Source organism: Mesorhizobium sp. CNPSo 4661, assembly GCF_057784215.1.
Map to the genome: position 1 here is coordinate 13,414 of NZ_JBWGIO010000026.1, position 15,697 is coordinate 29,110.

Annotated in this window: 15 protein-coding genes; 13 read left to right on the forward strand and 2 right to left on the reverse strand. The window is 63.1% G+C overall.

Going from position 1 to position 15,697, the window contains the following annotated elements; genetic code table 11:
- The first annotated feature begins 35 nt into the window (after positions 1-35).
- From AC0YKC_RS29570 to AC0YKC_RS29625, 12 genes are all read left to right on the forward strand, one after another.
- Positions 36-1,046 carry a DNA-directed RNA polymerase subunit alpha gene (locus AC0YKC_RS29570; protein WP_320297970.1) on the forward strand — a complete coding sequence of 337 codons (1,011 nt, stop codon included), beginning with the start codon at positions 36-38 and terminating at the stop codon, positions 1,044-1,046.
- Between the two features lie 104 nt (positions 1,047-1,150).
- Positions 1,151-1,582: a 50S ribosomal protein L17 gene (rplQ, locus tag AC0YKC_RS29575; RefSeq protein WP_217570559.1), complete on the forward strand. Its 432-nt coding sequence runs from the start codon at positions 1,151-1,153 to the stop codon at positions 1,580-1,582.
- Between the two features lie 192 nt (positions 1,583-1,774).
- Positions 1,775-3,262 carry a DegQ family serine endoprotease gene (locus AC0YKC_RS29580; RefSeq protein WP_320297969.1) on the forward strand — a complete coding sequence of 496 codons (1,488 nt, stop codon included), beginning with the start codon at positions 1,775-1,777 and terminating at the stop codon, positions 3,260-3,262.
- A 39-nt stretch (positions 3,263-3,301) separates the two neighbouring features.
- Entirely contained in the window at positions 3,302-4,612 is a 1,311-nt protein-coding gene (locus AC0YKC_RS29585; protein ID WP_488513611.1) for a replication-associated recombination protein A, read from the forward strand.
- Positions 4,613-4,760: 148 nt separating this feature from the next.
- Positions 4,761-5,588, forward strand: coding sequence for an aspartyl/asparaginyl beta-hydroxylase domain-containing protein (locus AC0YKC_RS29590; RefSeq protein WP_320297967.1), 828 nt, complete (start codon positions 4,761-4,763; stop codon positions 5,586-5,588).
- A 270-nt stretch (positions 5,589-5,858) separates the two neighbouring features.
- On the forward strand, positions 5,859-6,827 hold the full coding sequence (locus AC0YKC_RS29595) for a helix-turn-helix domain-containing protein (RefSeq protein ID WP_320297966.1): 969 nt from the start codon (positions 5,859-5,861) through the stop codon (positions 6,825-6,827).
- 162 nt (positions 6,828-6,989) lie between these two features.
- Positions 6,990-8,507, forward strand: coding sequence for an aldehyde dehydrogenase (adh, locus tag AC0YKC_RS29600; RefSeq protein WP_320297965.1), 1,518 nt, complete (start codon positions 6,990-6,992; stop codon positions 8,505-8,507).
- Between the two features lie 64 nt (positions 8,508-8,571).
- Complete coding sequence (locus tag AC0YKC_RS29605) at positions 8,572-8,937, forward strand: DUF779 domain-containing protein (protein ID WP_488513612.1); 366 nt, start codon at positions 8,572-8,574, stop codon at positions 8,935-8,937.
- A gap of 107 nt (positions 8,938-9,044) precedes the next feature.
- Positions 9,045-10,025, forward strand: a complete 981-nt coding sequence (locus tag AC0YKC_RS29610; protein ID WP_434722577.1) for an RluA family pseudouridine synthase — start codon at positions 9,045-9,047, stop codon at positions 10,023-10,025.
- 43 nt (positions 10,026-10,068) lie between these two features.
- Positions 10,069-10,944: a DMT family transporter gene (locus AC0YKC_RS29615; RefSeq protein ID WP_488513629.1), complete on the forward strand. Its 876-nt coding sequence runs from the start codon at positions 10,069-10,071 to the stop codon at positions 10,942-10,944.
- A 101-nt stretch (positions 10,945-11,045) separates the two neighbouring features.
- Positions 11,046-11,837 (forward strand): ATP12 family chaperone protein, encoded by a 792-nt coding sequence (locus AC0YKC_RS29620; protein WP_488513613.1) that lies wholly within the window; start codon positions 11,046-11,048, stop codon positions 11,835-11,837.
- Positions 11,838-12,136: 299 nt separating this feature from the next.
- Positions 12,137-14,026 carry an MFS transporter gene (locus tag AC0YKC_RS29625; protein ID WP_488513614.1) on the forward strand — a complete coding sequence of 630 codons (1,890 nt, stop codon included), beginning with the start codon at positions 12,137-12,139 and terminating at the stop codon, positions 14,024-14,026.
- A gap of 82 nt (positions 14,027-14,108) precedes the next feature.
- Here the strand turns inward: AC0YKC_RS29625 and AC0YKC_RS29630 are convergent, their stop codons facing one another.
- Both AC0YKC_RS29630 and AC0YKC_RS29635 read right to left on the reverse strand, forming a co-directional pair.
- Positions 14,109-14,300, reverse strand: a complete 192-nt coding sequence (locus AC0YKC_RS29630; protein ID WP_292223387.1) for a DUF2735 domain-containing protein — start codon at positions 14,298-14,300, stop codon at positions 14,109-14,111.
- Between the two features lie 66 nt (positions 14,301-14,366).
- On the reverse strand, positions 14,367-14,582 hold the full coding sequence (locus AC0YKC_RS29635) for a hypothetical protein (protein ID WP_320297960.1): 216 nt from the start codon (positions 14,580-14,582) through the stop codon (positions 14,367-14,369).
- 31 nt (positions 14,583-14,613) lie between these two features.
- Between AC0YKC_RS29635 and AC0YKC_RS29640 the strand changes: the two genes are divergently transcribed.
- The gene (locus AC0YKC_RS29640; RefSeq protein ID WP_320297959.1) at positions 14,614-15,651 is read left to right on the forward strand and encodes a glutamine synthetase beta-grasp domain-containing protein; all 1,038 of its coding nucleotides are present in this window, start codon (positions 14,614-14,616) and stop codon (positions 15,649-15,651) included.
- Positions 15,652-15,697: the final 46 nt, after the last annotated feature.

Below are 15,697 nucleotides of genomic sequence, written 5' to 3' on the forward strand. Positions count from 1 at the left end.
TTGGATGGTGGCGGGGCAAAGGAAGGAAGATTTTTATGATCCAGAAAAACTGGCAGGAACTGATCAAGCCGAACAAGATCGAGTTCTCGTCGAAGAAGAAGACGCTGACCACGCTGGTGGCCGAGCCGCTCGAGCGCGGCTTCGGCTTGACGCTCGGCAACGCGCTGCGGCGCGTGCTTCTGTCTTCGCTGCGCGGCGCTGCTGTCACCGCCGTGCAGATCGACGGCGTGCTGCATGAATTCTCGTCCATCGCCGGTGTGCGCGAGGACGTGACCGACATCGTGCTCAACATCAAGGAAATCGCCATCCGCATGGAAGGCGATGGTCCCAAGCGCATGGTCGTTCGCAAGCAGGGCCCGGGTGCGGTGCTCGCAGGCGACATCCAGACCGTGGGCGACGTCGAGATCCTCAACCCCGACCACGTCATCTGCACGCTGGACGAGGGCGCCGAGATCCGTATGGAGTTCACCGTCGACACCGGCAAGGGTTATGTGCCGGCCGAGCGCAACCGCGCCGAAGACGCGCCGATCGGCCTGATCCCGGTCGACAGCCTCTACTCGCCGGTCAAGAAGGTCTCCTACAAGGTCGAGAACACCCGCGAGGGCCAGGTGCTCGACTACGACAAGCTGACCATGAGCATCGAGACCAATGGCTCGATCTCGGGCGAGGATGCGGTCGCTTTCGCCGCCCGCATCCTGCAGGACCAGCTTGCTCTGTTCGTCAACTTCGACGAGCCGCAGAAGGAAGTCGCCGCCGAAGCCGTCACCGAGCTCGCCTTCAACCCGGCGCTGCTCAAGAAGGTCGACGAGCTCGAGCTTTCGGTGCGTTCGGCAAACTGCCTGAAGAACGACAACATCGTCTATATCGGCGACCTGATCCAGAAAACCGAAGCCGAGATGCTGCGCACCCCGAACTTCGGCCGCAAGTCGCTGAACGAGATCAAGGAAGTGCTGGCGGCCATGGGCCTGCATCTCGGCATGGAAGTGCCGGACTGGCCGCCGGAAAATATCGAAGACCTCGCCAAGCGTTACGAAGACCAATATTGAGCATGAATTCCAAGGATCGGCGGCGTGAGCCGCTCGATCCGACGGTCATGCGGAAAACCATCAGAGGCCGTGGCCTCTTGAACAACTGAAGAAGGAAAAGAGCCATGCGCCACGGTTTCAAAGGCCGTCGTTTCGCCCGCAGCATCAGCCACCGCAAGTCGATGTTCGCCAACCTCGCCGTGTCTCTGATCGAGCACGAGCAGATCGTCACCACCCTGCCGAAGGCAAAGGACCTGCGTCCGATCGTCGAGAAGCTGGTGACGCTCGGCAAGCGCGGCGACCTGCACGCCCGCCGCCAGGTGATCGCGCAGATCGGTAATGAAGGCGTCGTCAAGCGCCTGTTCGAGACCCTCGCCCCGCGCTACGCCACCCGCAACGGCGGCTACCTGCGCATCATGAAGGCGGGCTTCCGCAAAGGCGACAACGCCGCCATGGCGGTCATCGAATTCGTCGATCGCGACACCTCGGCCAAGGGCGCCGGCGACCGCGCCCGTCTCGAGGCTGAAGGCGCCAATGAGGAAGCCGCTGCTGCCTGAGGCCAGCGTTTTCATCAATGACTTCAAGGGGCCTACGGGCCCCTTTTGCATTTGGAAGAGGTTTGAGCCGGGCGCGTGGAATTTCACTTCCAGCTTCACGCTTTTGCGCGACAAGTGTCGCAATTATGTGCATTAGCCTTTCATTCTGCACAATCGTCGAGACAATGGCGCCCGATCTGGAGGGATTCGAAAATGCAGCTCAAACGACTGTTTCTTGTTGCCGCCCTAGCCGTCTTCGCCGCGGCACCGGCCACAAGACAGGCTTTTGCCGAGGACGCCGCCAAGCCGGCCGATCCGGGTCTTTCCGACGTGCTGACCGATCTCTTGCATGGCGTCGAAGGCGAGAACGGCACGTCCAGCCCGGACAAGCGCGTGCCGTTCGGCCGCGAGCAAGTGCAGCTCTCATTCGCGCCGCTGGTCAAGCAGACGGCCCCGGCCGTCGTCAATGTCTATGCCTCGCAGACCGCCAAGGTGACCTCGCCCTTCGAGGGCGATCCCTTCTTCGAGGAATTCTTCGGCCGCGCCCAGCCGCGCGCGCAGTCCTCGCTGGGCTCCGGCGTGCTGGTCGATCCGAGCGGTGTGATCGTCACCAACTTCCACGTCATCAAGGACGCCGACGAGGTGAAGGTTGCAACCGCGGACGGACGCGAGTTCACCTCCAAGGTCATGCTCAAGGACGAGACGCTCGATCTCGCCGTGCTCAAGATCTCGGCCGACAAGCCGTTCCCGGTGATCGCCATCGGCGATTCCGACGCGCTTGAGGTCGGCGACCTGGTGCTCGCCATCGGCAACCCGTTCGGCGTCGGCCAGACCACCACCAGCGGCATCGTCTCGGCGCTTGCCCGCAGCCATATCGGCGTCTCGGATTCGGGCTATTTCATCCAGACCGATGCCGCCATCAATCCCGGCAACTCGGGCGGCGCCCTTATCAACATGGGCGGCCAACTGGTCGGCATCAACACGGCGATCTACAGCCGCAGCGGTGGCTCGATCGGCATCGGCTTCGCCATTCCCTCGAACATGGTCCGCGCCTTCGCCGACGCCGCCAAGGCCGGCCTCGATTTCTTCGAGCGTCCCTATATCGGCGCCGAATTCGAGATGGTGACGCCGCAGATCGCCGAATCGCTCGGCATGGAGAAGCCGACCGGTGCCCTGGTGTCGTCGGTTGACGCCACGGGGCCGGCGGGCAAGGCGGGGCTCAAGGCGGGCGATGTCATCCTATCGCTCAACAACACGCCGGTCGAAAGCATCGAGGCCCTCGACTACCGCATGGCGACGCTGTCGATCGGTACCAAGGCGACCTTCGCCGTGCTGAGCAAGGGGCAGCAGGCGACGTTGGAAATCCCACTGGAGCGCGCGCCGGAAGGCGCCAAGCCCAGTGAAGTGACCTTGCGTGGCCGCAGTCCCTTTTCCGGCGCCAAGGTCGCGGAACTGTCGCCCAGGCTTGCCCAGAGGCTTGGCCTGCGCACCGATCTCAAGGGCGTCACCGTCATCGATATCAGCCGCGATTCGCCGGCCGCCGATTTCGGCTTCCAGCCCGGCGATATCGTGCGCGAGGTGAACGGCACCACCATCGACACCGCGGCGACGCTGGCACAGGTTGCCCAGCAGGACACGCGCTGGTGGCGCTTTACCGTCGAGCGTGGCGGGCAGATACTGCGTCAGGTATTGCGTTATTGAGGCGATCCAAGGGATCGTCCTCTAGCCTTGAAGACATGAATGGCCGATCTGTTCAGTTCCGATGAACCGGAGAAAGCGCCACCTGGACGGCCGCTTGCCGACCGATTGCGCCCCAAAAACCTCGGCGAGGTCGTCGGCCAGGAGCATCTGACTGGCCCCGACGGCGCGCTGACCAGGCTGATCGCTTCCGGCTCGCTCGGCTCGATGATCTTCTGGGGTCCGCCCGGCACTGGCAAGACGACCGTGGCGCGGCTGCTGGCCGGTGAGACCAATCTTGCCTTCGAGCAGATCTCGGCCGTGTTTTCCGGCGTCGCGGACCTCAAGAAAGTCTTCGAGGCGGCGAAGCTGAGGCGCTCCAACGGCCGCCAGACGCTGCTCTTCGTCGACGAGATCCATCGCTTCAACCGCGCCCAGCAGGACGGTTTCCTCCCGGTGATGGAAGACGGCACGGTGGTGCTGGTGGGCGCCACGACGGAGAACCCGTCCTTCGAGCTGAACGCAGCGCTTCTGTCGCGCGCGCGTGTGCTGGTGTTCCGTTCGCTGGGCGAGGAAAGCATCGCCAAGCTTCTGGCGCGGGCGGAAGAAACCGAGGGCAGGGCGCTGCCGCTCGATGACGAAGCGCGTGCCATGCTCATCCGCATGGCTGACGGCGACGGCCGCGCCTCGCTAACGCTGGCCGAGGAAGTCTGGCGCGCCGCCAAGAAAGGCGAAGTGTTCGGCCCGGAGGGCCTGCAGCGCGTCATCCAGCGCCGCGCCCCGATCTACGACAAGGGCCAGGACGGCCATTACAATCTGATCTCGGCGCTGCATAAATCGGTGCGCGGCTCCGATCCGGATGCGGCGCTCTACTATCTTGCCCGCATGTTCGATGCCGGCGAGGACCCGCTCTACCTCGGCCGCCGGCTCGTGCGCATGGCGGTGGAGGATATCGGGCTCGCCGATCCGCAAGCGCTTGTAGTCGCCAATGCAGCCAAGGACGCCTATGACTATCTGGGTTCTCCCGAAGGCGAGCTCGCCTTCGCCCAGGCCGCCGTCTATCTGGCCACCGCGCCGAAATCCAACGCCGTCTACAACGCCTTCAAGGCCGCGACCGCGGCCGCCAAGGAGTTCGGCTCGCTGCTGCCGCCCAAGCACATCCTCAACGCGCCCACCAAGCTGATGAAGCAGGAGGATTACGGCGCCGGCTATCGCTACGACCATGACGAGCCGGACGCGTTTTCGGGCCAGGACTATTTTCCGGAAAAGATGGGTCGGCGCACTTTCTACGATCCGCCGGAACGCGGTTTCGAGCGCGACATCCGCAAGCGGCTGGAATACTGGGCAAAGCTGCGCAGCGAACGGAACAGCTGAGTTGTGCAGCCCAATGGTCGGCCGCCGTGGCGGACCACGTGCGGCGGCATTGTGCCGGGAAACAAAAAATCTTATCAAGACGCACGGCTGGCGGGGGTCGCCGTGATTTTGTCTCATGGAACAGGATCGCGCTCCCGCGCGAATGACAATGAAAAAGAAAACCGTCAAGTCGCTCCGCAAGGCCGCCATCGCGGTCGTGGTTCTCGCGCTCGCCTTCTACTTCATCCCGATCCTGGCGACGATCTGGGTCGTCTGCGGCCTGATCGATGTCATGCGCAACGACCAGAAGAACCTGAATCTGTTCGAGCGCTACTTCCTCGGCAATGGCCTGTTCACCTGGCTGTTGTCGCCATTCAACCTGATCGTCGACCTTCTCTGCTACCGCAACCCCGGTGTCTGGAAGCCCGAGCAGTTCCCCGAGGACTATCAGCGCGAGATCAACGAGGTGCTGGGCGTCTTCAAGGCCCGCAAGGACGAGATCATCGCAGACATCGACGCCAATTTCGGCGCCGGCCGGCGCGGCATGTATGTCTACCAGTGGTACGGCAAGCACAAGATCGACAACGTTCCCGAATTCAACAAGGACTACAAATACATCAAGACGATCGCGGTATCCGTTTTCAGCAAGCGCGAATCCACGTCCTGGCATTTCGGTCCGCTGCGGCTCAGCCTGCGCATCCTCTACAATCTGATTCCGGTGCAGGCGGAAATCTTCGTTCAGTGCGGCAGCAAGAAGAACTACTGGTACGACAACCCGCTGTTCATCTTCGACGACACGCTGTTCCACCGCTCGGTCAACGAATATGACGGCCGCCGCTACTGCGTCTTCGTCGACATCATCCGCCCGTCTCCGTTCCCGAAGCTGATCGCGGGGCTTCTCGCCATCGTATCGGTCAGTGTGGAGCGCATCAATTCCGTCTTCTACAAGAACTGGAAGATGATCGGCTCGTCCAAGCCGAAGGCGGCCGCCAACTGACTTGGCGCCTCGCCCTGGTTCGGCCGATGTGCCGGCCGAACCGCCAATCTGCTCTTGAACCAACGTCGTATGGCGCCGACGAGCGACGATCTTTAGAAAGTCCAGGCCAGTAATAGGAAATGCCGGGCGGTTTCGACCGGGATTGCGCCAAATCAAATACCTGTTGCGGCCAGCGGTTCTATAAAAGGGCCGGGCAGCTGTGGCGTCGGAAATGTTCTGGCGAATATGACGACGGAGCAGAGGGAGGTTCTGCTCGCCGGGAGGATAGCGTTGGGCGGACTGCAAGCAGCCGGTCATGCGGATTTTATCGAGGCATCGATCGCTAAGAGCGATGCGGCCCATTCGGCGCTGATCGCCTCCTGGCGACGATCACTCCAGCTACACGGTCTCGACCCGGCCGAACGGAAGGCACCCAGGCGATTGACTGAAGGCGAACTGCGGCTTGCGAGGCAGCGCACCGAACAACTCGTCCGCGCCGCCGAAGGGAGCCTCAATCGACTGTACCTCGCCGTCGGCGGTGTCGGCTGCTGCGTGATGATGGCAGACCGCGACGGCATCCCGCTCGAGCGCAGGGGGGCGGTTGCCGACGATGAAACATTCGATGAATGGGGTCTATGGACCGGCACGGTCTGGAGCGAGGAGAGCGAGGGCACCAATGGGATCGGCACCTGCATTGCCGACCAACGGGCACTGACCATTCACCGCGACCAGCACTTCTTTTCGCGCAACACGCTGCTCAGCTGCACCACGGCGCCGGTCTACGACCACGAAGGCAATCTGGCGGCCGCGCTCGACGTGTCGTCCTGCCGCTCGGACCTTACCGAAGGCTTCGTCCAGCTCATCGCCATTGCGGTCGGCGATGCCGCCCGCCGGATCGAGGCGGAGAATTTCCGGCTGGCGTTCGCGAATGCCCGCATCCTGCTTGCGCCGCTTGGCGAGCGCAGCACGGGCGCGCTGATCGCGGTCGACTCGGATGATCTGGTGATCGGTGCCACGCGCTCCGCGCGCCTGGCGCTCGGCATAACGCGCGAAACGCTGGCCAAGGGATTGCTGGCTGCCGATGTCCTTGGCGATCCTGCGAAGGGTGCCGAAGACCTCGACGACGCGGAGCGCAGCGTGCTGCAGCGGGCACTGGCGCGCGCCGGCGGCAATGTCTCGGCGGCGGCCCAAAACCTCGGCATTTCGCGCGCGACACTGCATCGCAAGCTCGCACGTTTCGCCATCCGGCGCCCGCATTGATTTCCCGGACCTGACCTTTCATTTAAGTGAAATGACCTGTCGCAGTTCTGCGACACTTGGCGGCCATGATCGCCCCACCATGGGCTGACAAACCGAAGACTATCCGCGACCCTTTCCTCCTGACGCGCCGCATCCCGCGGCGTGCTTCTTTGGGAGGAAGTGATGAACAAGGTGGAATTTTCGCGTACGGCCAAGGTTCCTTTCGCCAAGCGCTACGACAACTTTATCGGCGGCAAGTGGATGGCGCCGCACGCCGGCAGATATTTCGAAAACATCTCGCCGGTCACCGGTCGCCCGCTGGGCGAGATCGCCCGCTCGGATGCAACGGACGTCGAGGCGGCGCTCGATGCTGCGCACAAGGCCAAGGATGCCTGGGGCAAGACCAGTCCAGCGGCCCGCGCGCTGATCCTCAACCGCATCGCCGACCGGATGGAAGACAACCTCGACCTGCTGGCGCTCGCCGAGACCTGGGACAACGGCAAGCCGATCCGCGAGACGACCGCGGCGGACCTTCCCTTAGCCATCGACCATTTCCGCTATTTCGCCGGTGTGCTGCGCAGCCAGGAGGGCTCGATCTCCGAGATCGACCACGACACCGTCGCCTACCACTTCCACGAGCCGCTCGGCGTCGTCGGCCAGATCATCCCGTGGAACTTCCCGCTGCTGATGGCGGTGTGGAAGCTGGCGCCGGCGCTTGCCGCCGGCAACTGCGTGGTGCTGAAACCCGCCGAGCAGACACCGGCGACGATCATGCTGTGGGCCGACCTGATCGGCGACCTTCTGCCCGAAGGCGTGCTCAACATCGTCAACGGCTTCGGCCTGGAGGCCGGCAAGCCGCTCGCTTCGTCGAACCGCATCGCCAAGATCGCCTTCACCGGGGAGACCACGACGGGCCGGCTGATCTCGCAATATGCCAGCCAGAACCTCATTCCGGTGACGCTCGAACTTGGCGGCAAGTCGCCCAACATCTTCTTCCAGGACGTGACGGCGGAAGACGACGATTTCTTCGATAAGGCGATCGAGGGCTTCGTCATGTTCGCGCTCAACCAGGGCGAGGTCTGCACATGCCCGAGCCGCGCGCTGGTGCATGAGAAGATCTACGACAAGTTCATCGAGCGCGCGCTGAAGCGCGTCGAGGCGATCGTCCAGGGCGATCCGCTCGATCCCGCCACCATGATCGGCGCGCAGGCATCGAGCGAGCAGCTGGAAAAGATCCTGTCCTACTTCGACATCGGCCGCCAGGAAGGCGCCGAAGTGCTGACAGGCGGCGAGCAAGCCCATCTGCCTGGCGATCTTGCCGGTGGCTACTACGTCAAGCCGACCGTGTTCAAGGGCAACAACAAGATGCGCATCTTCCAGGAGGAGATCTTTGGCCCCGTCGTGTCCGTGACGACCTTCAAGGACGATGACGAGGCGCTGTCGATCGCCAACGACACGCTCTACGGACTGGGCGCCGGCATCTGGAGCCGCGACGCGAACCGCTGCTACCGCTTCGGCCGCGCCATCCAGGCCGGACGCGTGTGGACCAACTGCTATCATGCCTATCCGGCGCATGCCGCCTTCGGTGGCTATAAGCAGTCCGGCATCGGCCGCGAGACGCACAAGATGATGCTCGACCACTACCAGCAGACCAAGAACATGCTGGTCAGCTACAGCCCCAAGAAGCTCGGCTTCTTCTGATCCTCCCAGGGCGAAGGGAGGGCGCGGCTCACCCGCGCTCTCCCGTCATTCGGAGGAGGATTCTATGGACAACGCTTCGTTGGGCAAAGTGTCGGCCACGCCGGAGGCCGAGGCGCTGTTGGCCGAGATCATCGCCGATCACGGCCCGGTTCTGTTCCACCAGTCCGGCGGTTGCTGCGACGGCTCCTCGCCGATGTGCTACCCGCGCGGCGAGTTCATGATCGGCGACAATGATGTGCAGCTCGGCGAGATCGGCGACACGCCGGTCTATATCAGCGCCGCGCAATTCGAGGCGTGGAAGCACACCGACCTGATCATCGATGTGGTGAAGGGCAGGGGCGGCATGTTCTCGCTCGACAATGGCCGCGAGAAACGGTTCCTGACGCGCTCGACCATCTGCGCCGTCCTGCCGCCATCTTCCGGCAACTGAGCGAACAGCGCAACGATTGGGGTAATCGTCAGGCTTTCTTGGGTCTTTGGCTCGCAACCCGCTCGCCTTAGTGCTATGGCGCCGCTTTCAAACGGAAAAGCGTATCCATGGCAGGTGTTGAACAGATCACGGTTGAGGCCGGCGAGGCGGGCATGCGGCTCGACCGGTGGTTCAAGGTCCATTATCCGGGCCTCGGCTTCGGCCACCTGCAGAAACTGCTTCGGTCCGGCCAGATCCGCGTCGATGGCGGCCGGGTGAAGGCCGACACGCGCGTCGAACCCGGCCAGTCCGTCCGCGTTCCGCCGCTTGACGTCGACAAGAAGGGCGATGCACCTCTCACCGGCCACTCGATCCGCAACCAGGGCGATGCCGACGTGCTCGCCAAGATGCTGTTGCACGAGGACCCGAAAGTCTTCGTCTTCAACAAGCCGGCCGGCCTGGCCGTGCAGGGCGGCTCCGGCGTCACCCGCAATGTCGACGACATGCTGGAGGCCTGGCGCAACCAGAAGGGCGAGAAACCGCGGCTTGTCCACCGTCTCGACCGCGACACGTCCGGGGTGCTGGTCGTTGCCCGCACCCGTCTTGCCGCGATGAAGCTTTCGGAAGCGTTCCGGGCGCGCGAGACCAAGAAGACCTATTGGGCGCTGGTCAAGGGCGTGCCGCCCAAGCGCGAGGACAAGATCTCGACCTGGCTGATCAAGGAGCCGACGGAGGATGGCGACCGCGTGCGCGTGGCCGCGCATGGCGAGAAGGGCGCCGACCACGCCGTCTCCTACTATCGTGTCATCGAGCAGGCAGCGCAGACGATGACCTGGCTGGAGATGGAGCCCTATACCGGCCGCACCCACCAGCTGCGCGTTCACGCCGCCTACATAGGTTGCCCGATCATCGGCGACCCCAAATATTTCGAGGCCGATACCAACTGGGATTTTCCGGGTGGCATTCAAAACCGCCTGCACCTGCACGCGCGCCGCATTATCATCCCGCACCCGGACCAGGGCGTCATCGACGTCACGGCGCCGCTGCCGCCGCATATGCGGCAGAGCTGGAACCTGATCGGCTTCGACGACGCCAGCGCGGAGGACTGACTTGGCTATCGCCTCGGCACTGGACCGTCGCGATGCAGTCGACATGGCCGCGGCTGCCATCATGGTCGGGCTGACCTTCTCCTGGGGCCTGAACTACGTCGCCGCCAAGATCTCCTATGCAGGTTACGACCCTGTCTTCGTCTCGATCGCGCGTTCGCTCATCGGGGGAGCCTGTGTGCTTGGCTGGTGCCGGCTGCGCGACATCAAGCTGTTCGAAAGGGACGGGACGCTGGTTGCCGGCATCGTCGTCGGCGCGCTCTTCGGTGTTGAGTTCCTGTGCCTTTATGTCGGGCTCGAGCATACGACCGTTGCCCGCAACACGCTGCTGGTCAACACCATGCCGTTCTGGGTGCTGATCGGCGGCCATTTCCTGCTGGGCGAGCGCATCAACGCGCGCAAGCTCGGAGGGCTTGTTCTCGCTTTCTGCGGCCTGGCGGCGGTTTTCTCCGACGGCATCGCTGCCGGCAGCGACGCGACGCTGACGGGTGATTTGCTAAGTCTCGGCTCGGGCATTCTCTGGGCGGCGACCAGTATCTTCATAAAGCGGTCGAAACTGGTGGCAACCAACGCCGAAAAGCTCCTGCTCTACCAGCTTGCGGGTGCAACTGTCGTCGCCCTGCTGGTGATGCCCTTCGCCGGCCCACCGATCCGCGCGGTTGCCGCCTTGCCGACACTGGCGCTGCTGTTCCAGTCTCTTTATATCGTCGCCTTCACCTATGTGTTGTGGTTCTGGCTGCTCACGCGCTATCCGGCGGCCGGTCTGTCGAGCTTCGCCTTCCTGTCGCCGGTGTTCGGCGTCCTGTGCGGCGCGGTGCTGTTGGGCGAGCCGCCGACGGTCAGGATAATCCTGGCGCTCGGCCTGATCGCCGCGGGATTGATCATCGTCAACCGCCCGGCGCGCAGGCAGCCCGCACCGTAGACAGCCCGCCGGACGGCTAGCTGTCTATCTCTTTGCTTTGACGCAATTCCGGATGGAAAACCGCTTCACACTTTTCCTGGAATTGTTTTAAGGAGTTCGGCATGCGCGACATCCTCGAAGACCTCGAAGCCGGAAAGCTGTTGTCCGATCCCGATCCGGTGCGACGCGCCCAGATCCAGATGAAGACGCCATTGCCGAAGCGTTTCTACAAGGCCGTTTCGGTGGCTCCCGTCGAGAATGGTTTTGCCGTTCATCTGGACGGCCGGTCGGTGCGCACGCCTGGCAAAGCCGTGATGGTGCTCCCGACCGAAAAGGCAGCCGCGCTCGTGGCCGATGAATTCAGCGCGCAGACCGAGGTCATCGATCCCGTGACGATGCCTGTCATGCGGCTCGTCAACACCGCCATCGACGGCGTCGCCTCCGATCCGCAGGCAGTGCTGGAGGATGTGCTGCGCTTCGCCTCGTCCGATCTTTTGTGCTACCGGGCGGACGGTCCACAAGGGCTGGTCGATCGCCAGAACAAGCTCTGGGACCCGGTGCTCGACTGGGCGCGGGGCAGCCTTGGCGCACGCTTCAACCTTGCCGAAGGCGTCATCCATGTCGAACAGCCGCGCGAGGCGATTGCCATCCTCGGCGCGCATCTTGGCCAGCGTGCCGAGCCGATGCGGCTGGCCGCCATCCACGTCATGACGTCCCTGACCGGTTCGGCGCTGCTGGCGCTGGCCGTCGATTTCGGCGAGCTCGACGGCGAGGAAGCTTGGCTTGCTGCCCATGTCGACGAGGACTGGCAGATCGAGCATTGGGGCCAGGATGCGGAGGCCCTGGCGCGCCGCTCGGCCCGCAAGCGCGACATGATGGCGGCGGTCAGCCTGCTCGAGGCGCTGCAAGGCTAGAGCAATGCCAGGAAAAGTGCGCAGCGGTTGGGCCCGGCGCCTTCGCCGTGGCCTTCCGTCCGGAATTGCGTAAAACAAAAACCTGGAGTGGATCGGCGCTCCCCACAGCCGAGACACTCCACGCGCGGCATCGCTTTCGCAGCGCACCTAATACCAAAGTCATAATCCCATTGTCGCGGTGCCTTTGGCCCGCCCTTTCTGTCATTTTTTGCTTCGTTGGCTGCGTTTTGAGTCCGCGTTCGGAGGACGGTGGCACGCAGCCACCGAGGACAGACGGGATCTCACGGGAGGATTTATCAATGGCAATGGCATCGACCGCCGGCAGAACCAGCCGCGGCATGACGCGGGAGGAGAAGAAGGTCATCTTCGCTTCCTCGCTCGGCACCGTTTTCGAGTGGTATGATTTCTATCTTTACGGCTCGCTCGCCGCCTTCATCGGCTCGACCTTCTTCAGTCCGGCGATCCCGGAAGCGACGCGCAACATCTTCGCGCTGCTGGCTTTTGCCGCAGGCTTCCTCGTGCGTCCGTTCGGCGCGCTGGTGTTCGGCCGCATCGGCGATCTCGTCGGCCGCAAATACACCTTCCTCGTCACCATGACGATCATGGGCCTGTCGACCTTCCTGGTCGGCCTGCTGCCCGGCTACGCCAGTTGGGGCATTGCGGCACCGGTGATCCTGATCGGGCTGCGCATGCTGCAGGGCCTGGCGCTCGGCGGCGAATATGGCGGCGCCGCGACCTATGTCGCCGAACATGCGCCGGACGACCGCCGCGGCTACTACACGTCCTGGATCCAGACCACGGCGACGCTCGGCCTGTTCCTGTCGCTGATCATCATCCTGATCGTACAGGGCTCGCTCAGCAAGGAAACCTACGCCGCCTGGGGCTGGCGCATTCCCTTCATCGTTTCTTTCGCGCTGCTCGCCGTCTCGATCTGGATCCGGCTGTCGCTCTCGGAGTCGCCGACCTTCCAGCGCATGAAGGATGAGGGAAAGGGATCCAAGGCGCCGCTGTCGGAAGCCTTCGGCCAGTGGAAGAACGCCAAGATCGCGCTGCTGGCGCTGCTTGGCCTCACCGCCGGCCAGGCCGTGATCTGGTACAATGGTCAGTTCTATGCGCTTTTCTTCCTCACCAACGTGCTGAAGGTCGAAGCGCAGTCGGTCAACATCATGATCGCGATTGCGCTGGCGATCGGTTCTATCTTCTTCGTCGTGTTCGGCTGGCTGTCCGACAAGATCGGCCGCAAGCCGATCATCATGGCCGGCCTTGCTTTGGGCATCGTGTGCACCTTCCCGCTGTTCAAGGCGCTGACCTGGGCTGCCAACCCGGCTCTGGCCACCGCGCAGCAGAACACCCGCGCGACGGTGACGGCTGCGCCCGGCGACTGCAAGTTCCAGTTCAACCCGGTCGGCACGGCGAAGTTCACGACATCCTGCGATATCGCGACTTCGTTCCTGACCAAGAACTCGGTGCCGTATGACGTGGTGACCACGGCATCACCTGGCACGGCTGCCACGGTCAAGATCGGCAACGAGACGGTCGACTCCTACGACGCCGTCGCCGCCGGCGATCAGGCCAAGGCCAAGGAGGCGGCCTTCCAGAAGGCGGTGAACATGTCGCTGCGGGACGGCGGCTATCCGCTGAAGCGCGCCGCGGCCAAGGTGCCGGACCAGAAGCTCGACGCCTTTATCGCGGCCAATCCCGAACTGAAGCTCGACGCCGCGGCCATCCGTGGCGGCGAGAAGACCACGGTTCCGGTCGACAAGGCGATCGCCGACAAGCTCTTGACCAAGGACGAGGTAGCCGGCGCGCCGGAAGTCACCGTCTACAACATCCCGGCCGGCGGCGCCTTCGCCATGACCGCCGATCCGGCTGCCATCAACTGGCCGGTGACGATCGGCATCCTGTTCATCCTGGTGCTGTTCGTCACCATGGTCTATGGGCCGATCGCCGCGATCCTGGTCGAGATGTTCCCGACCCGCATCCGCTACACCGGCATGTCGCTGCCTTACCATATCGGCAACGGCTGGTTCGGCGGTCTGCTGCCGGCGACGGTGTTCGCACTGAGCGCCTATAAGGGTGATATCTATTACGGTCTCTGGTACCCGGTGATCATCGCGGCGATGTCGCTCATCATCGGCTTGATCTTCGTCAGGGATACGCTCGGCACCGACCTGAACGCCAAGGACTGATATCAGTCAATCCGCTCAAACAGAAAGCCCGGCGCGAGCGATCGCGCCGGGCTTTTCCGTTCATGGAACTCAAAGAGGCGGATCAACTCTTGCGCTGATTTTCTTCCTCGACGGCCGCTTCGTGGTACCAGCCGTCGAAATCGGCATGCTCGCCGCGAAGCGTTGCAAGCTCTGCCGCGAATTTGGCCTTGGCGCCTAAATTTGAGGCAGACTTCCGCCCTGCCAGCGGGAACATCAGGATTTTTGCTGACGGGCGCGATTGCATGACTTGCATTGGCGACCTCCTTGCTTGTCCAGGGACTTGCCGATTCAACTTACCAGGCAAGATAGGTCATGCGATTCATTTAGGCAATATGACTACAAAAAGATCATTATTTGCCAAATATTTGTGCAGAAATATCGATTGAGCGATCCGGGCGCAGTGTTGAGACGGCTGAGCAAAATCAACGCCTTGCAATGACCATTTTGCCGCACCCGCCGAAGGCGGAATGGCATACGAATTGCTTTTTAACCATCGGCAGGCCGGCAAGCCCGGCCATGCGTTGACGCCGCCCACTTGCGGCGCCCAAGCAACGAGAGGCACTGGAATGACCAAATACAAGCTCGAGTATATCTGGCTCGACGGATACGTCCCGACCCCCAGCCTGCGCGGCAAGACCCAGATCAAGGAGTTCGCCGAGTTCCCGACGCTGGAGCAGCTGCCGCTGTGGGGCTTCGATGGCTCGTCCACCAACCAGGCCGAGGGCCACAGCTCCGACTGCGTGCTGAAGCCTGTCGCGGTCTACCCGGATCCGGCCCGCACCAATGGCGTGCTGGTCATGTGCGAAGTCATGATGCCCGATGGCGTGACGCCGCATGTCTCCAACAAGCGCGCCACCATCCTCGACGACGAGGGCGCCTGGTTCGGCTTCGAGCAGGAGTATTTCTTCTACAAGGACGGCCGTCCGCTCGGCTTCCCTGAGAGCGGCTACCCGGCGCCCCAGGGCCCGTATTACACCGGCGTCGGCTACAAGAATGTCGGCGATGTCGCTCGCAAGATCGTCGAGGAGCATCTCGACCTGTGCCTCGCCGCCGGCATCAATCATGAAGGCATCAATGCCGAAGTGGCGAAGGGCCAGTGGGAATTCCAGATCTTCGGCAAGGGCTCCAAGAAGGCCGCCGACCAGATGTGGATGGCCCGCTACCTGCTGCTGCGCCTGACCGAGCAATACGGCATCGACATCGAGTTCCACTGCAAGCCGCTCGGCGACACGGACTGGAACGGTTCGGGCATGCACTGCAACTTCTCCACCACCTATATGCGCGAAGTCGGCGGCAAGGCCTATTTCGAGGCGCTGATGGCCCAGTTCGACAAGAACCTCATGGACCATATCGCCGTCTACGGCCCGGACAACGACAAGCGCCTGACTGGCAAGCACGAGACCGCGCCGTGGAACAAGTTCAGCTACGGCGTCGCCGACCGCGGCGCTTCGATCCGCGTGCCGCACTCCTTCGTCAAGAACGACTACAAGGGCTATCTGGAAGACCGTCGCCCGAACTCGCAGGGCGACCCCTACCAGATCGCCTCGCAGGTCCTGAAGACGATCTCCGAGGTTTCGACCGCAGCCGTTTCGGCTGCCGCCTGATTTCTCGTTGCGCGGGCTTCGTCTGCGCCAGATGGGATTCAATAGT